Origin of the sequence: Polaribacter sp. Hel1_33_78, from assembly GCF_900106075.1 — a bacterium.
Classification (GTDB): domain Bacteria; phylum Bacteroidota; class Bacteroidia; order Flavobacteriales; family Flavobacteriaceae; genus Polaribacter.
This window is the reverse complement of sequence record NZ_LT629794.1, coordinates 2,529,661-2,550,342: the sequence shown is the minus strand read 5'-3', so window position 1 is coordinate 2,550,342 and position 20,682 is coordinate 2,529,661. Positions and strand designations below refer to the sequence as shown.

17 protein-coding genes and 2 pseudogenes are annotated in these 20,682 nt (G+C 31.6%); 18 read left to right on the top strand and 1 reads right to left on the bottom strand.

Annotated elements, in window-relative coordinates:
* Positions 1-127 precede the first annotated feature (127 nt).
* Positions 128-1,480: a sigma-54 dependent transcriptional regulator gene (locus BLT88_RS10965; RefSeq protein ID WP_091954778.1), complete on the bottom strand. Its 1,353-nt coding sequence runs from the start codon at positions 1,478-1,480 to the stop codon at positions 128-130.
* A gap of 587 nt (positions 1,481-2,067) precedes the next feature.
* Between BLT88_RS10965 and BLT88_RS10960 the strand changes: the two genes are divergently transcribed.
* The 18 genes and pseudogenes from BLT88_RS10960 to BLT88_RS10880 all read left to right on the top strand — a co-directional run bounded on the left by BLT88_RS10960 (position 2,068) and on the right by BLT88_RS10880 (position 20,371).
* Complete coding sequence (locus BLT88_RS10960; protein WP_091954776.1) at positions 2,068-2,442, top strand: hypothetical protein; 375 nt, start codon at positions 2,068-2,070, stop codon at positions 2,440-2,442.
* Positions 2,442-2,843 carry a response regulator gene (locus tag BLT88_RS10955; protein WP_368086541.1) on the top strand — a complete coding sequence of 134 codons (402 nt, stop codon included), beginning with the start codon at positions 2,442-2,444 and terminating at the stop codon, positions 2,841-2,843. Before BLT88_RS10960 ends, BLT88_RS10955 begins: the two co-directional genes overlap by 1 nt.
* 34 nt (positions 2,844-2,877) lie before the next feature.
* Positions 2,878-3,516 (top strand): annotated as a pseudogene (locus tag BLT88_RS14545) (sugar transferase); the annotation flags it as partial.
* A 189-nt stretch (positions 3,517-3,705) separates the two neighbouring features.
* Positions 3,706-4,077 (top strand): annotated as a pseudogene (locus BLT88_RS14540) (sugar transferase); the annotation flags it as partial.
* A gap of 26 nt (positions 4,078-4,103) precedes the next feature.
* Positions 4,104-4,853 carry a TolC family protein gene (locus tag BLT88_RS10945; RefSeq protein ID WP_091954774.1) on the top strand — a complete coding sequence of 250 codons (750 nt, stop codon included), beginning with the start codon at positions 4,104-4,106 and terminating at the stop codon, positions 4,851-4,853.
* A gap of 4 nt (positions 4,854-4,857) precedes the next feature.
* Positions 4,858-7,236, top strand: coding sequence for a hypothetical protein (locus tag BLT88_RS10940; protein WP_091954772.1), 2,379 nt, complete (start codon positions 4,858-4,860; stop codon positions 7,234-7,236).
* A 12-nt stretch (positions 7,237-7,248) separates the two neighbouring features.
* Positions 7,249-8,625 (top strand): lipopolysaccharide biosynthesis protein, encoded by a 1,377-nt coding sequence (locus tag BLT88_RS10935; RefSeq protein ID WP_091954770.1) that lies wholly within the window; start codon positions 7,249-7,251, stop codon positions 8,623-8,625.
* A 1-nt stretch (position 8,626) separates the two neighbouring features.
* A complete protein-coding gene (locus tag BLT88_RS10930; RefSeq protein ID WP_091954769.1) occupies positions 8,627-10,108 on the top strand; it encodes an O-antigen ligase family protein in 1,482 nt (493 codons plus the stop codon).
* A gap of 62 nt (positions 10,109-10,170) precedes the next feature.
* Entirely contained in the window at positions 10,171-10,461 is a 291-nt protein-coding gene (locus tag BLT88_RS10925; RefSeq protein WP_091954767.1) for a hypothetical protein, read from the top strand.
* Between the two features lie 53 nt (positions 10,462-10,514).
* Entirely contained in the window at positions 10,515-11,675 is a 1,161-nt protein-coding gene (locus tag BLT88_RS10920) for a glycosyltransferase family 1 protein (protein WP_091954766.1), read from the top strand.
* A gap of 6 nt (positions 11,676-11,681) precedes the next feature.
* Complete coding sequence (locus tag BLT88_RS10915) at positions 11,682-12,593, top strand: glycosyltransferase family 2 protein (protein ID WP_091954764.1); 912 nt, start codon at positions 11,682-11,684, stop codon at positions 12,591-12,593.
* A complete protein-coding gene (locus tag BLT88_RS10910) occupies positions 12,590-13,777 on the top strand; it encodes a glycosyltransferase family 2 protein (protein WP_091954763.1) in 1,188 nt (395 codons plus the stop codon). The genes BLT88_RS10915 and BLT88_RS10910 overlap by 4 nt, the downstream gene beginning before the upstream one ends.
* A 60-nt stretch (positions 13,778-13,837) precedes the next feature.
* A complete protein-coding gene (locus BLT88_RS10905; RefSeq protein WP_091954761.1) occupies positions 13,838-15,067 on the top strand; it encodes a glycosyltransferase in 1,230 nt (409 codons plus the stop codon).
* Positions 15,061-15,660, top strand: coding sequence for a DapH/DapD/GlmU-related protein (locus tag BLT88_RS14405; protein WP_091954760.1), 600 nt, complete (start codon positions 15,061-15,063; stop codon positions 15,658-15,660). The genes BLT88_RS10905 and BLT88_RS14405 overlap by 7 nt, the downstream gene beginning before the upstream one ends.
* Positions 15,661-15,669: 9 nt before the next feature.
* Positions 15,670-16,860: a glycosyltransferase family 2 protein gene (locus tag BLT88_RS10895; protein WP_091954758.1), complete on the top strand. Its 1,191-nt coding sequence runs from the start codon at positions 15,670-15,672 to the stop codon at positions 16,858-16,860.
* 198 nt (positions 16,861-17,058) lie between these two features.
* Positions 17,059-17,634 carry a gluconate 2-dehydrogenase subunit 3 family protein gene (locus BLT88_RS10890; RefSeq protein WP_091954757.1) on the top strand — a complete coding sequence of 192 codons (576 nt, stop codon included), beginning with the start codon at positions 17,059-17,061 and terminating at the stop codon, positions 17,632-17,634.
* Between the two features lie 8 nt (positions 17,635-17,642).
* Positions 17,643-19,322 carry a GMC oxidoreductase gene (locus BLT88_RS10885; RefSeq protein ID WP_091954755.1) on the top strand — a complete coding sequence of 560 codons (1,680 nt, stop codon included), beginning with the start codon at positions 17,643-17,645 and terminating at the stop codon, positions 19,320-19,322.
* Complete coding sequence (locus BLT88_RS10880; RefSeq protein WP_231959984.1) at positions 19,322-20,371, top strand: cytochrome D1 domain-containing protein; 1,050 nt, start codon at positions 19,322-19,324, stop codon at positions 20,369-20,371. The genes BLT88_RS10885 and BLT88_RS10880 overlap by 1 nt, the downstream gene beginning before the upstream one ends.
* Positions 20,372-20,682: the final 311 nt, after the last annotated feature.

Here is a 20,682-nt window from a genome sequence, read left to right as displayed (position 1 = left end):
TTATAGGGCTAAAATCATACCATATGAAATATTTCTGTAATAACCTGTAGTTCAATTTATTGTGTGTTGCTTAGGTGGTTATTTAATCCGATTTCCGGAAATTGTTCCATTTTTCGGAAAAAGGCTCTTAATCTGAGTCTAACTCTCCGTTTTTCAACATTTTGTAAATTGTGCTTTTACCTATGTCTAAATCTTTAGCAGCGGCTATGACGTCATTATTGTTTTTCTTAAGATAATATTTTATAATCTCACGAGTATATTGTTTTAAAGTTTTTTGCTCGTTCATAAAAACTTCTTTGTTCTTGGAAGTTGTAAAAGTGATGTCATTTGCGGTTATTTTATTGTTCTCGCACAAAACGGCTGCTAAGTCGATAATTGCTTTTAACTCTCTTACGTTACCTGGGAAATAATAATGCAATAATTTAGTTTTTGCTTCTTGAGCAAAATGAATAATTCCCATATTGTTTTCTTTGGCAAAATCATCTACAAAATATTTTGCGAGGATTAAAATATCTTCACTCCTTTCACGCAATGGAGGAAGTTTTATGGGTAAACCCATAACACGAAAAAACAAGTCTTCTCTAAAAGTTCCTTTGCGTACCTCTTCTGCAAGATCTTTATGGGTGGCAATAATTAAGCGAACATCTAATTTAATGTTTTTATTTCCGCCAACTCTAACGAATTCTCGCTCCTGTAATACTCGGAGCAGTTTAGCTTGGATGCTCAGATTAAGTTCTGCAATTTCGTCTAAAAACAAAGTCCCTCCATTAGCTTCTTCAAATTTCCCTATTTTTTGTTTAATAGCTCCGGTAAAAGCTCCTCTTTCATGTCCAAATAGATCGCTTTCAATCAATTCGAAAGGAATGGCAGCCATATTAACAGCAATAAAATTCTTTTTATTTCTAGAACTATTATAATGAATAGCCTTTGCAACTAATTCTTTACCAGTTCCGGTTTCTCCTGTAATTGAAATATTAATATTTGTTTTAATAGCCTTTCCCATCATCCCATAAATTCTTTTTATTGAATCACTTTTTCCGATAATGGTATTTTCAAATGAATACTTTTGCCCTAATTCTTCTTTTAAATACGCTACTTCTTTTTTTAAATTTTGAGTTTCTCGTATTCTTATAATGCTATTCCATAATAAATCTTTTGTTGCCTCATCTTTTATGATATAATCACTAACTCCCATTTTAAGTAATTTCACTGCAACCGCAATATCCTCTTGAGAGCTAATCATGATTACTGGGACATTTGGATTAACCTCTCTTATCTTTTTATAGATTTTATCACCTCTTAAATCGGGTAATAAAAAGTCTAATGTTATTAAATCTGGTTTTAAGGACATTTTAGAAAGACATTCCTGACCTGAACTAAAAAGAGTTACTTCATAATCCGGATTTAAGCTAAGGTGGTATTGTAATATTTGGCTATACCAAGGATCGTCTTCTACAATAAAAATAGTATATTTATTCATTAAAAAAGTTCATTGTTTAACTTGTTTATTGCAATATAAAGAAATTTTCCAAAATATAAAATATTTTCCGGAATGTAGATTTTTTTTTAAATCCACGATAACCTCTCGATTATCCTTTCAAGATTAATCTCAAAAAGAGGTTTCTTTATTTTTTTGGTTTCGTAGGATTTTAAAGCACTGAAAAAAGAATTAATATCAATTATTCATTCTTAAAAACTAAAATGGTCGAATAAAAACAAGTCTTTATTTTTTAAATAGTTTAATAAAAAAAAGTTTTATATTCACTCCAATAATTGGGTTTATTCCATTTTATAGAATAAAATGCTTTCAGTGAAATTGTTAATCCTTAGTAATGAGCTGTTTACGTTTTGGCATTGGTTTTGTCTATTTGGTAAGTGTAAGAAATACAAAAAGCATTTAGAATTTTAAAATAGTTTAAAATCATTTCATTTTTTTTGATTTTTAATATTGTTAAAGGTAATACTACATGCTGCTTTTGAAATGAATCATAGATTTTTCAAATCAGGTTTTTCTTTATTACTATATTTAAAAATGGTTTTGTGCCATTATTTCAATTGCAATGAATTATGAAATTAAAAACAAACAAAAATAAACATGAAGGGCAATTATATAATTTATCCCTAATAAAAAAAATGTGCAGAGGAAATGAGAAACAGATTGAAAAAATGATTCAAGCTTTTATGCGTCAAACTTCAAGGTCAATTTTAGAATTAAAGTTTGCAAGTGCTGAAAATGATTTTTTAAAAATAAGAGCAATAGTTCATAAAATAAAACCGTCTTTTACATATTTTGGCTCGGTTAAATTAGAAAATGAAGTAAAAGTAATAGAAGCTTTATTTTTAGGGGAACTTGAAATCGTTAATTTACAATCCAGAATTGATATTTTGATGGATTTAGTTCATCAAGTAATATCTAAAATGAAAAATGATTTTAAACTGTAATGTTAATTAAAGTTATGAGAAAAAAAATACTAGTGGTTGATGATGAAATAACGATATGCCTTTTGTTAGAGAATTTTCTTTCTGAAGAGTATGATGTTATTTCGTTTAATGATGGTATAAACGCCCTCGAATGGTTGGAAGGCAATCTTCCTGATCTTATTATCAGTGATATTGAAATGCCTAATATGGATGGATATGAATTTTTAGTTCAAGTTCGTGATAGAGGCTTTACAAAGCATACACCCATTATCATGTTGTCGGCAAAATCTGAAAGTAAAGAGCGTATAAAGTGCTATAAACTTGGAGCACAAGATTATCTAACAAAACCGTTTAATCCTGAAGAGCTTGAAGAATTGGTAAAAAAGAATCTTTTTCCAATTCATTATACTATAAATTGGTAGTGATTCAAAAATATATAATAAATAATACCTATTAATGAAATCTTATTTAAATATATTATATGTAGGAAATGAGCAACAGTTTTTGGAAAACCTTCAGAAACAAGAGTCTATTTCTATTAAAGTTATGAATAATAATTTGTTAGCAGAAAATTTCCTTAATAATACGAGGAAACTAGACGCAATTATTTGCGATTTTGATTTACCAGAGACTAATGGTATGTTTTTGTTTGATTGGGTAAAAAAACAAAATATTTACGATGAAGTTCCATTTATTCTTTTGGATAAAAAGTTTAATAGCGAAGTATTTAAGCTTGCGTTTAGCAAAAGAGTGGATGATTATTTTATTTCTACTTCTGTTTCACCCGAAAGCTTAGTGAAGCGGATCAAATTCCTTCGTGATTTGAAGAGAAAGACATTTTATTCACCCGTTAAAAATGGAAAGAAGAAAGGGTATAAAATGCCATTTTCAAAACGCATTTTTGATGTTTTTGTTGCATCTAGTGTTTTAGTGGTGGCGGCTCCTTTTCTTTTAGTAGTAATTATTGCTATCCGATTGGAATCTAAAGGTAAAGTTTATTATACTTCAAAAAGAGTTGGACGTAAAACGTTCAATTTTTATAAACTACGTTCCATGCGAACAGGTTCTGATGCGATGCTAAAAAAACTAGCAAAAGAAAAAAACCAGTACAACACAGCTTCCAGTTCAACAACTGATTCTATGAATACCCAATGCCCTAAGTGCTTTAAATTAGCAATGGGAGAAACATGTTCTCCAATGATGTATGTAGATAAGTATCATATTTGTGACTATTGGCACAATGTTCAAAAGAACGAAACCTCCAAGAACAATTCTACTTTTGTAAAAATTCTTGATGATCCTCGCGTAACTAAGGTAGGTAAGTTTATCAGAAATACGAGTATAGACGAACTACCACAACTTATAAATGTTTTAAAAGGTGACATGTCTATTGTTGGTAACCGTCCTTTACCAGTTTACGAAGCAGAAATGCTTACAGCCGATACCTTATCAAAAAGATTTTTGGCTCCTGCTGGTATTACTGGTTTATGGCAGGTTGAGTTAAGAGGAAAAGGTGGTTCGATGTCAGAGCTTGAAAGAATAGAATTAGATAATGAGTATGCACATCACTTCATCGATAATAATTTTTCATTTTGGTACGATGTAAAGCTAATTTTACGAACAATTCCAGCACTATTGCAAAAGTCAGCAGTGTGATATTAAATATATAAAAGATTTTAACAATGAGTTTTTTTTTAAAATTTATAATTATCGTTATAGTGCTTAGTTGCTTCATGCCTTCATTAATGGCTCAAACACCCGAACCAGAAGGTGTGTCTATTATAAAAGATGAATTTAAATTCCCTTCACTTGAAGTTGTTATAGATTCTGTATTGAAACGAAGTGCTATGGTGCGTTTCCGGAAGAATAATATTGGAGTTACGAAATCTGCATTAGCCTCGGAGCGTATATATTGGTCTAAAAATTTAGGAGTTCAAGCTGATACTAGATATGGAAATTTAAGCAATTTTGCGACCAGTGAAGATGGTTTTTCTAATACAGCAGCTTTAACAACAAGCAAACAGTTTAATTATAGTGTCGGTTTTTTTGTGAAGTTTCCTTTGTTTGATGGTCTTAATCGCAAAAATCAAATTAGATTGGCGAAATTCGAAGTTGATGCGGCAAAAGATATGTTAGAATTTGAAAAGGAACAATTAAGAAAAAGGGTAATAGTCCTATATCAAGACTTAATATTAAAGCAAAAAATACTTCAAATAAAATCGAGAAGTTTAGGTGACGGTCGTGTAAATATGCAAATGGTTGAAAAAGAATTTAGAAATGGAATAGTACCAATAGCCGAGTACGTAAGGATAGCTGGAATAACAGAAAGTATGGAAGCAGATTACGCAAAAGCAATGTCTGAATTTATTACCACCAAGCTATTGTTAGAAGATATGGCTGGGTTTGTACTTGGTTTAACACGCTTAAATTAAAGAGATGACTATAATTGAATTTGTAAGGTTAATTTTAAAGCATTTGGTTCTATTAATTGTAGTTCCATTGTTTCTTGGTTTGATGGTTATTTTGCTTACAATGAACCCATCTTATGAATTTTCTTCTCAAACCATTTTATATACAGGCTTGGCTACAGGTTCATCTATTGAAATGGATAAAAAGTATAATTATCAAGCAACTAATTCGGCTTTTGATAATTTAATTAATATTATTAAATCAAGGGAGACTCAAGAAGAGGTTGCTGTCAGATTATTAGCGATTCATCTTATGTTGCCAGAAGCAAATCCCAAATATATTTCAAAGGAATTATATGAGAAGCTAAAGAGTAAAGTTCCTGAAGAAATATACAATTATATTGAAAATGGAACCAATGGCAATGTTATGACAGACGAAATATTAGCTGTTAGTGATCCGTTTCCAGAAGAAATAGACAGGCACAATTACGAAAAAACTGTTCAAAATTTATTGACATTAATGAGAAGTGGCAGTGATAACTTTATATATGAACTGTTAAATTATGAAGATGATAATCATTATTCTCTTAACGCAATATCTAAAATAGAGGTTCAAAGAATTAACAATAGTGACTTACTAAAATTAAGTTATACGGTTGATGACCCAGGAATTTGTCAGCAAACATTAGCTATCTATAATCGTGTTAGTTTAATTAATTATAAACATATAAAGGAAAATAGTTCAGATGGCGTGGTTAAATATTTTCAAAATGAACTAGATAAGGCCAAAAAAAAATTAAAACTAGCAGAAGAGGAATTACTTGAGTTCAATAAAAGCACCAATATTATAAATTATTATGAGCAGAGTAGAGCTGTTGCTTTGGTAAAAGAAGATATGGAGGTTGATTATAAGAATAATATAGCAGAGTTGGCTGGACTTGAGGCAGGTACAAAGGCATTAGAAGAGAAGTTACAGTTGCAAGAAGTTATTCAGTCAAAGAATAATGGCATTCTTGATAAAAAGAAAGTCTTAGGAAATTTGAATTTTAAAATAGCTCTAGTGCAAGCTGAGCTCGAGACAAGTAATACAGAAATGAATTTTTTAAAAATTACGGACTTACAAAAACAGGCCGATTTTTTAATTAACGAAATAAAAAAAGATGTTGACGAATTATATTCATATCAAAATACTATTGACGGTCTGCCAATTTCTAAAGTACTTCCAGATTGGATAAATAATGTGGTTGAGTCTGAGGAGCTAAAAGCAAAAATTAAAATTAAAGGAGGTCAGAGTAACGCTTTTCAGAAAACATTTGCAAATTATGCTCCTGCTGGGGCTAATATGAAAAGATTAGAACGTGAAATTTCTATTTCAGAACAGGGTTACTTAGAAATCTTACATGGATTGAATTTAGCCAAGCTAAAATTACAAGACAGTGACTTGTCATCTAGTTTAAAAACTGTTGATGCTCCATTTTATCCCTTATCCCCAAATCCAACAAAAAGATTGATTCTTATTATTGCGGCGGCTTTTTTAGGAGGACTTTTTACTCTAGGGATTATTTTTGTCATGGAGTATTTTGATGACACCCTTAGAAATTCTATCAAAGCTAGTAAAGAAACAGGACTTACCTCCTTAGGAATGATGCCTAAGATAGTATTAGATGCAGGAGGTCTCAATTTGCCTTTTATTCAAAAAAGATTAATTGAGATTATCACACAAAACATATTACAACATATTGGTGTGCACAATTCAAAACAAAAGATAAAAACTATCATCGTATTGAGTAATCAAAAATTAGAGGGTAAAACGGTTTTAGCTAGTAATATTGCGAAGACTTTAAAACAAGAGGGTAAAAAAGTATTACTGCTCAATCATGATAATAAACAAGAGTCAATAACACACAAACGAAAATCTCCTATCATAAATAAAATTTTAGGTTATCCAGATCCTCGTATAGATCTAGATAATTTATTCTTGGCAGATGCATCTACTTATCTTGATTTTTCAGAACACTATTCTTATGCTATGAATAGCAAGTTTTACGGAGCTAGAACTTATACTGATATTTTGGAGTCAAATAATATTACTTTGGATTTTAAACCAGAGTTTGTCATTATAGAAATACCTGCTTTAATCTATTCTAATTATCCTGCAGAATTAATTGCGAATGCTGATTTAGATATTCTAGTGTGTCGTTCTAATAGAACTTGGTCAGATGCTGATGAATCTGCAATTATTAATTTAAGAGAAGCTTGCGGTTCAAATCTTAAAATTATTGTAAATGGAGTTAATTTAAATGAAATCGAATCCGTGTTAGGAGATTTACCAAAAAAGCGTACCAAGTTCAGAAAAAAAATAAAATCAGTATTTCAGTTTCAGTTTTTATCAAAAAATCAAATTTAAAAAAAAGAACTGATGAAAATGATTAAAAAAATAGCTCGAGAAGATAACTTTCTGTCATTAACAGGAAATCTTGTTATTGCTATTTTAGGTATTGGAGGCTTCGCTTTACTGGCCAGAAGTTTATCATTAGATGTTTTTGGTGAATGGGTATTATTTATAACGGGAGGTTCTTTTGTCGAAATGTTTCGATTTGGAATTACAAATACAGGTTTAATTCGTTTTTTATCTGGAGCAGATGAAGACTCTAGAATTAAACTAATAGGGTCAAATGCTTTAATTGGTTTAGGAGCCACTGTTCTTGTAGCAATTATCTTAGTGTTTTGCTACTCTTTCTTTAATGATGCCATTAGTAATTCTGGTTATAATCTTTTTTTCAAATGGTATCCATTATTAGCTTTTTTAAATCTTCCTTGGAATAATGCGCTTGTTGTATTGCAGGCAGACCAAAAATATGATAAAATTTTAATTATAAAATCAATAAATAGTGGACTCTTTTTTTTAGTGGTTTTAGTTCATTTCTTTTTTATCGAAATGGAATTAAACGAATTGGTTATTGCCCTACTTATTATTAATGCTATTACATCTCTAGTGTCTATTACTTTAGGCTGGGATGGAACAAAATATATTACACAAGCAAGTTCCGATACCAATAAAACATTATTAAATTTTGGAAAATATACGACGTTTACCTTAATAGGCACTAACTTATTAAGAAGTGCAGATACCGTAATTATTAGTTTGAGCCCGATGGGAAGCGCCGCCGTAGCACTTTATAGTATTCCTTTAAAACTTACCGAATTGCAACAAATACCTTTGCGAAGTTTTGTTGCTACCGCTTTCCCAAAAATGTCTAAAGCTAGTGTTCAAGGCAGAGTTCAAGAAGTGAAAGATTTATTTTACACCTATTCTGGTGCACTCACGTATTTATTTGTAATTATCAGTTTAGTAACTTTTGTTTTTGCAGATTATTTAGTTTTAATTCTTTCAGGTGAACAATATTTAAAAGTTGATCCAATTACAGGGTTTAATGTTGTAGATATCGTGCGTGTGTTTTCTATTTATGGACTCTTACTGCCAATAGATCGAATGACAGGTATTGGGTTGGATAGTATCAATAAGCCTAACATTAACGCCGTAAAAGTATTTATTATGGTAGCGGCTAATTTAATAGGAGATTTTATAGCAATTTTTGTTTTTAAATCCTTAATTCTTGTTGCAGTTACCTCTATCCTATTTACAATAATAGGCATATGGATGGGCATGTACTTTTTAAATAAGGAATTAACCTTGTCTTATCAAGAAATCTTTTCTAGTGGAATTAAATTTTATAAAACTCTTTTTAATAAAGTAACTCAGAATCGCTTTATCACATTTAATAAAACAAATTAGGTTGACCACAAATAATAACCATATAAACCCTTTTGACAAGATATCAGGTTCTGCTAGTTTAGCTAAACCAAGGGTTATTCTATTATTATTTGGAAGCATAGCTTTAATAGCATTATTACTTGCTAAAATGGGGATTGCAGGTATAGGTTTGGTGTTGGCTCTCTTCTGTGGTAGCATTTACATCTATACAGTATTTAAAAATCCCATTATTGGTTTTTATACGGCGATTGGTTACAATTTTATAGTGCTTGGCATTGGACGCTATGTAAAAGATCTGCCATTAGGTTTTGGTATAGATGGGCTTATGATTTTAACCTTTTTAGCGCTTATTTTTTCTAGATTTAGAGATCGGGTTGATTGGTCCCCGGCAAATAAGGATATTACAATTTTAGCTGCGGTTTGGTTAGTATATTTTATATTACAACTCGCAAACCCTGAAGCTAGAATGATAGAACCCTGGATTGCTGGCAGAGGTACTGGATTTTATTTCTTTTTCTTTATTATTCTTACGTTCATGCTTATAAACACTAATAAAAGGCTAGATACATTTTTATATCTTTGGGGTGCTTTTTCTATACTTGCAACGCTTAAAGGAATCGGACAAATGGTTTTTGGGGTTGACACTGCAGAGCAAGCATGGTTGGATAGAGGAGGTGCCGTAACGCATATATTATTTGGTAAATTAAGAGTGTTTTCATTTTTTAGTGATGCAGGCCAATTTGGAGGTAATCAAGGATATTCCGGAGTCGTATTTATTATATTCTCCATGGCTAAAAAGGGGTTTCCTAGAATCTTTTTTCTTATCGCCGGAATATTGGGCTTATATGGAATGATGATATCAGGCACAAGAGGTTCTATAGCAGTTCCTTTCGCAGGTTTTATGACATTTTTTGTTTTAAGGAGAAATATTAGGTTGCTTGGCACTGGTATATTACTTGTCGTACTCTTATTTGTGTTTTTTAAATTTACGATGATCGCCAATGGTAATGCCCAAATAAGAAGAATGAGAACTGGCTTTGATCCTAATAATCCATCTTTACTAATCAGAAAAGCAAATCAGCAAATCCTAAAAGGGTATCTTGCCTCAAGACCATTTGGAGGCGGTATTGGTCATGCGGGCGATAAGGCACTGCGTTTTTTACCAAATGCATTTCTTTCACATGTCGCCACAGATAGCTGGTACGTTATGATTTGGGCAGAGATGGGTATAATTGGCTTGATATTGCATCTATGTATTTTGTTTTACGTTATTGGAGTGGCTTCTTTTAAAGTCATGTTCAGAATTCGAGATCCAATAACAAAGTTAAAAATGAGTGCGTTAATTTCAGGGATGGTAGGAGTTATGTTGGCGTCCTATGGAAATGGTGTATTAGGTGGTATGCCTACCGGTTTATTAATATATGCATCCATGGCGCTCATGTCAAATCCACAAATTTTTGAAGAGCCTATTATAGAGAAAGAACCTGAATTAATTGCTACATAGCATATACCTAATACTATATTTAGTATTAAAAATATAATAATAAATATCCTTAAATCTACTCCATGAATTATAGAAATATAAAGGACTTAAATACTGTAATACTTCAAAATTCGAGTATTAACAATCGCAATTATAGAGCAAAAGCATACATTTCTAAATCCGATGTGTTCTGCTTAGGAACTGCATACAATCAGCTTGCTGTTGCTGCTGCTAGAATATCAGAACAGCCTCCGCTCTGTCAAGAAAATTATAAAATGTTTTTAGAATCAGAATCTTTCAAGAATACTTTAACAAGCGAGAAACACGCTCTGTTTTTTCAGAGCCCTGCTCTAAATATAGAAATAAAATTGTGAAACGACATCAAGCTTAACTTAGTAAACAAGTACCTTTTGAAACACAATATATCATGAGAATAGGAATAGAAGGTCAACGTATTTTTCGTAAAAAGAAGCATGGAATGGACATGGTTGCTTTGGAGCTTATTAAAAACCTTCAACTTATAGACCATAAAAATGAATACTTCATCTTTGTAAAGCCAGATGAAGATAATTCTGTGTTGCAAGAAACATCAAATTTTAAAATCATAAAATTAAATGGTTGTTCTTACCCAACTTGGGAGCAAATTGCATTGCCAAAAGCAGCAAAAGAATATGAATGCGATATTTTACATTGCACAAGTAATACCGTTCCATTTTTTACAGATATTCCATTAATCACGATTCTTCATGATATTATATATATGGAAAGAAGTTATTTGAAAACACTAAAAAGTAGCGCAAGCACCTATCAAAAATTTGGAAGTATCTACCGGAAATTGGTCGTGCCTTGCGTTGTAAAAAAGAGCAAAAAAGTAATTACAGTATCTCTTTTTGAGAAAAATAGAATAGGAGATTTTTTTGGTATTAAAGGTGACAATAAATTGGATGCTATTTATAATGGCGTAAGTGAGCACTTTAAACCTGTTACCAATAAAGATGAACTGAAGCGGGTAAAGGAGGTTTATAATTTACCAGACAACTATTTCTTTTTCATAGGAAATACTGATCCTAAAAAAAACACAAAAGGAACTTTAAAAGCATTTTCAGACTTTTTAAAACAAACAGGTTTAAGTCACAAACTTGTAATCTTAGATTATGATAAAATTGAGCTTAATAAACTGTTAGTTGAAATTAATGACACAAAGCTTATTAATAATATCGTTTTAACAGGTTACGTTATTAATAAAGATTTACCAGCTATTTACGCACAATGCGATATCTTTTTATATCCTTCGCTTCGAGAAAGTTTTGGAATTCCGATGTTAGAAGCCATGTCTTGTAATGTGCCCGTTATAACCTCAAATACCTCGTCAATGCCAGAAGTTTCTGGTAATGCAGCTCATATTATAGATCCGTTTAAATCCGAAGAAATTACAGAAGCCATTGTTAAAATTTTAAATGATGATGCGTATCGAAAATCGCTTTGTGAAAAAGGTTTAGAACGCAGTAAACAATTTTCTTGGAAAAATATGGCAAAAGAGTATTTGAAACAATATGAATTAATTCATTTAGAAAATTTGAGAAAATAATAGATTATGAATATAAAATCTCAACAGCCTTTGGTCTCAATCGTAAGTGTAAACTACGACCAACCCGAAGTAACTTGCGAAATGCTGGCTTCTTTAGAAAAAGTTACATATCCTAATTTTGAAACGTTAATTGTAGATAACGCCTCTCCTACAAAATCTCCAAATATTATTAAAGAAAAATATCCGGAAATTCAATTAATAATAAGTAAAAAAAACTTGGGTTTTGCAGGAGGTAATAACATTGCCTTAAAACAAGCAAAGGGAGATTATGTCTTATTGTTAAACAATGATACTGAGGTGAAACCAGACTTTTTAGAGAGTTTAGTGGAGTTGATGGAGTCCGATAAAAAAATAGGAATTGTGAGCTCAAAAATTCTTTATTTCTATGAAGATAATGTCATACAATATGCCGGAGCATCCCCTATAAACCCCATTACCTCTCGAGGAAGTCATTACGGATATAAAGAAATAGATAATGGACAACTTGATGAAGTGACAGAGACAGCTTATCCTCATGGTGCTTGCATGATGATACGAAAGAGTGTTTTAGAAGAATTAGGGTTGTTATATGAAGGTTACTTTCTTTATTATGAAGAACTTGATTTTGCAGAACGCGTTAAGCGAGCAGGATATAAAATTTATTTCCAGCCAAACTCTTCCATCCTTCATAAAGAATCTATTTCTACTGGGAAAAATAGTCCTCTAAAAACCTATTATATGAATAGAAATAGGTTGTTGTTTGTAAGAAGAAATAGTAGCGGAATTACTTTATTCTTAGGGGTGATTTATTTCTTTCTGATTCCACTTCTAAAAAATACGATTAAGTATTTATTTGTTAAAAAGCATTTATCTGCTTTATATAGAGGTGTAGCCTGGAACATTAGAAATTTTAATATTAACAAAAACCAACAGTTATGATACTACTTGAAATATTACATTATCTTCTATTAATTTATCTAGGAGCATCCGTTTTGTTTTTAATAACTTATGCCATCCTTGGCAACTTACCGCGGAAAATAAAAAAATCAGCAAAAAATAAACAGCATAAATTTGTAGTATTTATACCAGGATATAAGGAAGATGCTGTTATTCTTGAGGTTGCTAAAGAGGTTTTAAATCAATCGTACCCAAAAAAATTATTTGATGTAATTGTTATTGCGGATTCGTTTCAACAAAAAACGTTAGACGATTTAAATTCATTACCAATAATTGTAAAAGAAGTTTCTTTTGATAAGAGCACTAAAGCAAAGGCATTAAATAAAACAATGGCAGAATTGCCTGAAAATTTATATGATATAGCCCTAATACTAGATGCAGATAATGTTTTGGCTCCTGATTTTATTGCGAAAATAAATGATTCATTTAATGCAGGTTATCAGGTGGTACAAGGACATAGAGCCGCTAAAAATACTAAAGGCGCTTTTGCTATGTTAGATGCTATGAGTGAAGAAATTAATAACAATATCTATGGTAAAGGCCATCGTACTATTGGTTTGTCTTCTAGGTTAGTGGGTTCGGGAATGGCATTTTCTTATCAATTATTCAAGAATACTATGAAGAATATTGATGCGGTAGGTGGTTTTGATAAAGAACTAGAATTAAAATTATTAAAACAAGGTTATAAGTTCGAATATAGAGATGATGCCATCTGTTATGATGAAAAAGTGAGTCAGGCTGAAGTATTCAAAAATCAAAGAATCAGATGGATATCGGCTCAATACCATTATTTAAAAAAACACTTTCTAACAGCTGTTTGGCACCTAATTACAAGAGGGAATGTAGATTATTATGATAGAGCATTTCAAATGATGTTACCACCAAGGTTAATTTTACCAGGTATTTTACTTGCTTCGGTATTTATTGCTTTTTTTTTAAGTCCAGATTTTTATTTTTATATATGGACAGTAATCTTTTTCGCCAATATATTATCCTTTGCAATTTCGATACCACGCAAGTTTTACTCTGTAGAAATGATCTTTGCATTTATGCAATTACCAAAAGCTTTCTTTGGTGTTTTTATTGGTTTATTTAAAATGAAAGGTGCTAATAAAACTTTTATTCATACGCCTCATACTTATGTTAAAGTAGAAGACAAAAATTAATTACGGGAGCATTTAAATCACATCAAAAAATGAATTGATAACATTAAAAAATAAGAAATCATGATTAAAGGTAAAGATATCGTCATAATTGGCATGCAAGCATGGGATATAGAAATTGGTAGTAATTGTAAAAATATTGCAACGGAATTCGCAAAGTATAATAGGGTGATATATGTAAACAATCCTTTAAGTATCATCGACTTTTTTAAAGCAAAAAAATCAGAACCGCTAGAGAAAAGAAAACGAGTTGTTTTTGGCAAAGAGAATGGACTTAAACAGGTTTCCAGTAATTTATGGGAGTTTAATCCTAAAACTGTTTTTGCGCCGACAAACCGTATTAAACAAAATTTTATTTTTGATCGATTAACCCGATACAATGCTAAAAAATTATTTAAAGAGATACTGCGAGCGCTCACAGATTTAGAATTTAAGGATTACATTCTATTCAATGATAGTTCAATGTTTTTAGGAGAACAACTTAGAATTCTTTTGAATCCTAGTTCATTTATCTATTATATTAGAGATAATTTAGTTAATAGTCCATTTTCATATTGGAATTTACATGGTAAAAGGTATGAAGCTTTGCTAATTAAGGCCGCTGACGTAGTGGTTACCAATTCTATATATTATACGGAATATGCGCGTAATTTTAACACTAATAGCCATATGGTAGGGCAAGGATGCGATGTTTCGCTCTTTGATTTTAAATTACGAGAAATAATAACGGCAAAAGAATTAACCGCTATCAAAGGGCCAATTATTGGGTATGTTGGATACTTGGCTAGTATTAGGTTAGATATAGATTTATTAGAGTTTATAGCTAAGAGTAGAGCAGATTGGAGTATCGTACTTGTTGGGCCAGAGGATAGTACTTTTGCTAATTCTAATCTGCATAGTTATGATAATGTTCATTTTTTAGGAGCAAAAGAAGGCACTAATCTTCCTAATTATATTAAAGGGTTTGATGTGTGTATAAACCCACAGTTGATGAATGAGACCACCAAAGGAAACTATCCTAGGAAAATTGATGAGTATTTAGCAATGGGAAAACCAGTAGTTGCTACTAAAACAATTGCTATGGGATATTTTAAAGACTGGGTCTTTTTAGCAGAAACAAAAGAGGACTATTTATTGCTTATAGAGAAGGCGAATAAATCCAATTCTATAGTTTTAGAGAATTCTAGACGCGAATACGCACTTACGCATTCATGGGAAAATAATATAAAAAAAATTGGACACGCATTGGAGTCCACAGAGTTAATTAATTTAAAAAATAAAATAAAATGTTAAACGACAAACCAAAATTAAAGAAAATTTTACACTACTTAATGGTTCATTCTTATGCTACAAGACCTAGACTTTGGTTTAGGATATTAGGCTATCCTTTTATTATCAAAAAAGGAAGGGGAGCGATAATTAAAAGAAAGGCTAGACTTGACCTTATTCCTACAAAAAAATTTCAGATTGGATATAGAACAATTATTGAAGATTATTCTATCATAAATAATGGTATGGGAGATATTGTAATAGGAGATTTCAGTAGTGTTACTTCAAGAGTAAAATTAGTAGGTCCGGTAACACTGGGGAATTATGTTACAATTGGAAGCGGTGCACAAATTACTGGATTGACTCACAATTTTATGGACGTTGATAGACCTATAAAATTGCAAGGGGTTACTGCCGATTTAACTGTTGTTAAAGATAATGTTTGGATAGGAGGTAATTCGGTTATAATACAAGGATTAACCATTGGTACGCATTGCATAATTGCATCCGGAAGTGTCGTTACAAAAGATGTCCCAGATTATTCTGTGGTTGGTGGAAATCCTGCAAGAGTATTAAGACAATATAATCACCAAACTAAAAAGTGGGAAAGACCTTAAGAATATATTATGGAAACATTAAAAATTACTTTTTGGTCATTATTATTTATTATTGTTTACACTTATGTAGGCTATGGTATTTTATTATTTGTCATTATTAAAATAAGACGATTTTTTAAGATTGGAAATAAAGTTGAAATAAACCCATCTTATGAGCCAGAAGTAACCTTATTTATTACGGCTTATAATGAAAAAGATTATGTATCAGCCAAAATGAAAAATAGTTTAGAACTCGAATATCCTAAAGAAAAAATAAACATTGTTTGGGTTACTGATGGTTCTGACGACGGCACACCAGATTTGTTAAAAGGCTATCCAAATACAACTGTGCATCATTTAGACGAGCGCAATGGTAAAATTGGTGCGATGAACAGAGGTATGGATTTTGTAAAAACTCCGATCGTTATTTTTAGTGACGCAAATACCAATTTAGGAAAGGAATCGATTAGACGTATTGTTAATTTATTTAGTAATCCTAAAGTAGGCTGTGTATCTGGTGAAAAACGAATAGTAACTAAAGAAAGTGATGTCGCCTCTGGAGCAGGTGAGGGTTTATATTGGAAATACGAGTCAGCTTTAAAAAAGTGGGATGCCGAATTGTATTCCGTTGTGGGTGCGGCAGGAGAACTATTTGCAATAAGAACTCCACTATACCGACATGTTGAAAAAGACACCTTATTAGATGATTTCATTATCTCGCTGCGAGTAGCTCAAGATGGCTATACCATTCAATACGATCCTGAAGCTTACGCTATTGAAACCGCCTCAGCAAATGTGAAGGAAGAATTAAAACGTAAAGTTAGAATTTCCGCAGGAGGAATTCAAGCCATTGTAAGACTTAGGTCTTTGCTTAATGTATTTAAATATGGTACACTGTCTTTTCAGTATATTTCTCACCGTGTTCTGAGATGGACTTTAACACCACTTTGCCTTGTTTTGTTAATTCCGGTTTCATTTATATTATCTTACAATGTAGGAGTGTTTAATGTCGGATTGTATTCAGTTTTATTTTGGCTACAAGTTTTGTTTTATTGTGCTGCTTTATTAGGTTGGTTCCTAGAAAATAGATCTACAAGAGTAAAAGCTTTATTTGTTCCGTATTATTTTTTTATAATGAATCTTTCCGTGATATTAGGGTTTTTTAGATATATAAAAAAATCACAATCAGTAAATTGGGAAAGGGCTAAAAGAGCAGTTTAATATTTTTTTAAAAGCTTACAGTTCCGTTTTTAGGAATACAATTCCGATATTCGGAATATCTGATAATTAATATTGATTTTAATTAATTGATATTTAACACTTTATTTCAATTGTGTTTTTGGCATAACTTTGGTCTTGTTTAGGCTAGCATTAAATTTCCAAGTACAAAAAGGGTATTTATCACTAAAGACTGCATAGATGAATAGAAGAAAAGCTCTCGGAGGTATTTTAGGTTTTACAGGAGTTGGGTTGGCTTCCTTTGGAGGTTACAAATATTTTTTAGAAGACTTAAATAAAAATAAAGAAGAAATAAAAGTTTATTTCGATGTGATTTCAGAATTGGTTGATGTCATTATACCTACTACTGCGGCTTCTCCAGGTGCAAAGTCAGCAGGTGTGCAGGATTATATAATCTATTATATGGAAGATTGCTCCTCCAAAAAAGAATATCATAATTTTTTAAATGGATTGAAGGATTTGCAAGAGCATTGTTTGGATGCCTACGGGCGTAATTTTGAAAACTGTACGATAGATCAAAAAATAAAACAAGTAGAAAACTTAGACAACAACTCAAGTTCGAACAGCCTATTTACAAAAATTCGTAACAAGCTACTTGGTCGTTCTTTTTTTAATATTATAAAAACGTTAACTATAGAAGGTTATTGCACTTCTTCGATTGGAGCTACAAAACACCTAACATACTTGCCCGTTCCTGGCAGGTATAAGGCTATTACAGAGTTAAGTCCTAATCAGAAATCCTGGGCAACAAAATAAACTAAACAATGACAAATCAAAAACAAGAAAATACTTTTGATGCTATAGTTGTAGGTTCGGGTATAAGTGGTGGTTGGGCCGCAAAAGAACTGACTCAAGGAGGCCTAAAAACATTGGTATTAGAAAGAGGTCGAAATGTAACGCATATTGTCGATTATCCCACAGCTTGGAAAAATCCATGGGATTTCAAATATAGATCCCATTTAACGAATAAAGAATTAGAGGAAAGACCAATACAAAGCAGTCATAGTGATGCTGGGAACAAACATTTTTTCGTCAAGGACAGTGAACATCCTTATGTACAAGTTAAGCCTTATAAATGGATAAGAGGCTATCAGGTAGGAGGCCGTTCATTAACTTGGGGTCGACAAAGTTATCGCTTTTCTCAAATGGATTTTGAAGCAAATAAAAACGATGGTTATGGGGTTGATTGGCCAATTAGATATAATGATTTAGCTAAATGGTACGATTATGTTGAGGATTATGTCGGAATTAGTGGAAGTTCTGAATCCCTTTCTCAGTTGCCAGATGGTATTTTTTTGCCTCCAATACCTATGAATGCGATTGAACAACATTTAAAAGAAACGGTAAGTAAGGAGTACTCAGATCGTATTGTAATTAATGGTAGAGTTGCTAATTTAACGGAGGCTAAAAAAGGAAGAGGACCTTGTCAATATAGAAATTTATGTAGTAGAGGATGTCCTTTTGGAGGTTATTTTAGTAGTAATTCATCCACCTTATTAGATGCTCATGAAACCGGTAATTTAACCATGAGAGCAAATTCTGTAGTAAAAGAAGTTATTTATGATGACCTGCAAAAAAAAGCAATAGGCGTTGTAATAATTGATGCTATTACGAAAGAAGAGATTCGTTATTATGCGAAAGTAATTTTCCTAAATGCTTCAACAATTGCTACTACGGCCATTTTATTAAATTCTACTTCACCTTCTTTTCCAAATGGATTGGGAAATACTAGCGGACAATTGGGTCATAATTTAATGGATCATGTAGTGAATGAGGGTGCTTTTGGAACTTATGAAGGATTGAAAGATAAATATTACGAGGGGAAATCTCCTGGTACAATTTATATTCCAAGATTTCAAAATTTAAAGAATGAAACTAAAGACGTTGATTTTATAAGGGGATATGGTATTCAAGGAAAAGGACACAGAGAGAATTGGCAATCAAAAGCAACTTCAGGAATAGGGGTGGGCTTAAAAGAACAATTGGCAACACCTGGAGAATGGAAAATTTCTTTAGGTGGTCGTGGAGAAACATTACCTAATTATGATAACAAGATTTCTTTAGATAATGAAAATAAAGACCAGTGGGGTTTACCTCTTGTTAAGGTTGATTTTGAATATGGCCCTAATGAATTAGCGATGATGGAACATATGACTAAATCTAGTGAAGAAATGTTGAGAAAAGCTGGATTTAAAAATGTTGGAAGTTATAGAACAAGTCCTGCTCCCGGTTCAGCAGTTCATGAAATGGGAACGGCAAGAATGGGTAAAGACCCGAAAACATCAGTTTTAAATAAACACAATCAAATGCATGATGTTAAAAATGTATTTATAACAGACGGGAGTTGTATGACCTCTTCAGGAAGTCAAAACCCATCACTAACTTATATGGCAATAACCGCAAGAGCATGTCAGTTTGCTCTAAAACAATATTTTTCAAATTAATGATGAAGAGAATAAAACAGCTTGTGTTTGTTAGTGTCATTTTGTTAGTAATATTCATGATATCACTTTTTGTAATAAGAAGACCTTCTTACACAATTCAAACGAATGGAAAATTATACATTGTAAATAAGCTTAGTAGCAGTATTACCGTTTTTGATTTGTTTAAAGGTGAAAAGCTTGCAGAATTTCCAATCGAAGTGCTACCGCATGAGGCTACAGCATTAGATAATTACGAAAGGGTGGTCATTACAAACTATGGAGACCAGACTATTGTTGGTAAAAGTATATCGGTAATCAATACAAAAACTAATAAAATAGAAAAAATTATTGATCTTGAAGAGAGTATTAGACCGCATGGTATTGTTGATTTTCCGAATTCTAATAATGTTGGGGTGGTCACTGATGGAGGTAATGATTTAGTAGTGGTGAATGTAGAAACTGGTATTGTTGAAAAAAGGATATCGACAGAACAAGTGGTGAGTCATTTACTGGTTCTTGACCCTCATAAACCAATAGCGTATGCGACTAATATTAATTCTGGTTCAGTAAGCGTTATTGACCTTGAAGAAGAAAGGGTTATTAAAATTATTCCTTGTGGAAAAGGAACGGAGGGTATTGATATTACACCCGATGGAAAGGAAGTTTGGGTGACGAATAATAAAAAAGAATCGATCTCTGTTATTAATACTGAGACTTACCAAATTACAGATGTTTTGGCTACTGGAGAAGAGCCTTTAAGACTTAAGTTCTCTATTGATGGTAAGATTTGTATGGTTCCTAATTCTAGGGATGGTACTATTTCAGTGTTTGATAGATATCTAAAAGAACAAATTAAAACAATAAGTATTCCAGGTAAAAAAAATCTTTTTGAAAAAGTACTCTACCATACGCCGCGTCCTGTTGGAATTTTGATGCATCCGAATGGATTGTATGCTTTTGTCGCGAATTCAAATGCAGATAAAATTGAAGTCATTGACATGAAAACGTTTACTTTAATTAGTACGATTGGAACAGGAAGGGTGCCAGATGGTTTGGCATTTATAGAATAGAATTTTTAGACTACAAATTAAATTTTATACTTTAATTTTGGGTTAAAATTAATGAAATTTCATTAAAATAGTTAGATTAATTAGATATGCCTTTTATGAAATTTTAACTTAATTAAAATAGAAAAATGCTTTTCAATAAATTTAATTTTAACCAGTTTTAAAATATAATAATTAGACTCTTCGGATAATAATTCAGTTTTACAAAATAGTTTTAACTTCTTTCATCCTCACCTTTGTCTCATTAAACGATAGTTAAAATGATATTATCTAATTTTAGTGATATAAGTTTTTGTCTAACGGTATATTTGTAG

What these genes read in the sequence shown, in the direction of transcription:
- BLT88_RS10955 (WP_368086541.1), top strand. Translation starts at nt 2,442, where the DNA reads ATGTTAATTAAAGTTATGAGAAAAAAAATACTAGTGGTTGATGATGAA.
- BLT88_RS14405 (WP_091954760.1), top strand. Translation starts at nt 15,061, where the DNA reads ATGTTAAACGACAAACCAAAATTAAAGAAAATTTTACACTACTTAATG.
- BLT88_RS10880 (WP_231959984.1), top strand. Translation starts at nt 19,322, where the DNA reads ATGATGAAGAGAATAAAACAGCTTGTGTTTGTTAGTGTCATTTTGTTA.
- BLT88_RS10885 (WP_091954755.1), top strand. Translation starts at nt 17,643, where the DNA reads ATGACAAATCAAAAACAAGAAAATACTTTTGATGCTATAGTTGTAGGT.
- BLT88_RS10935 (WP_091954770.1), top strand. Translation starts at nt 7,249, where the DNA reads ATGAAAATGATTAAAAAAATAGCTCGAGAAGATAACTTTCTGTCATTA.
- BLT88_RS10920 (WP_091954766.1), top strand. Translation starts at nt 10,515, where the DNA reads ATGAGAATAGGAATAGAAGGTCAACGTATTTTTCGTAAAAAGAAGCAT.
- BLT88_RS10945 (WP_091954774.1), top strand. Translation starts at nt 4,104, where the DNA reads ATGAGTTTTTTTTTAAAATTTATAATTATCGTTATAGTGCTTAGTTGC.
- BLT88_RS10910 (WP_091954763.1), top strand. Translation starts at nt 12,590, where the DNA reads ATGATACTACTTGAAATATTACATTATCTTCTATTAATTTATCTAGGA.
- BLT88_RS10905 (WP_091954761.1), top strand. Translation starts at nt 13,838, where the DNA reads ATGATTAAAGGTAAAGATATCGTCATAATTGGCATGCAAGCATGGGAT.
- BLT88_RS10895 (WP_091954758.1), top strand. Translation starts at nt 15,670, where the DNA reads ATGGAAACATTAAAAATTACTTTTTGGTCATTATTATTTATTATTGTT.
- BLT88_RS10940 (WP_091954772.1), top strand. Translation starts at nt 4,858, where the DNA reads ATGACTATAATTGAATTTGTAAGGTTAATTTTAAAGCATTTGGTTCTA.
- BLT88_RS10960 (WP_091954776.1), top strand. Translation starts at nt 2,068, where the DNA reads ATGAAATTAAAAACAAACAAAAATAAACATGAAGGGCAATTATATAAT.
- BLT88_RS10965 (WP_091954778.1), bottom strand. Translation starts at nt 1,480, where the DNA reads ATGAATAAATATACTATTTTTATTGTAGAAGACGATCCTTGGTATAGC.
- BLT88_RS10915 (WP_091954764.1), top strand. Translation starts at nt 11,682, where the DNA reads ATGAATATAAAATCTCAACAGCCTTTGGTCTCAATCGTAAGTGTAAAC.
- BLT88_RS10925 (WP_091954767.1), top strand. Translation starts at nt 10,171, where the DNA reads ATGAATTATAGAAATATAAAGGACTTAAATACTGTAATACTTCAAAAT.
- BLT88_RS10890 (WP_091954757.1), top strand. Translation starts at nt 17,059, where the DNA reads ATGAATAGAAGAAAAGCTCTCGGAGGTATTTTAGGTTTTACAGGAGTT.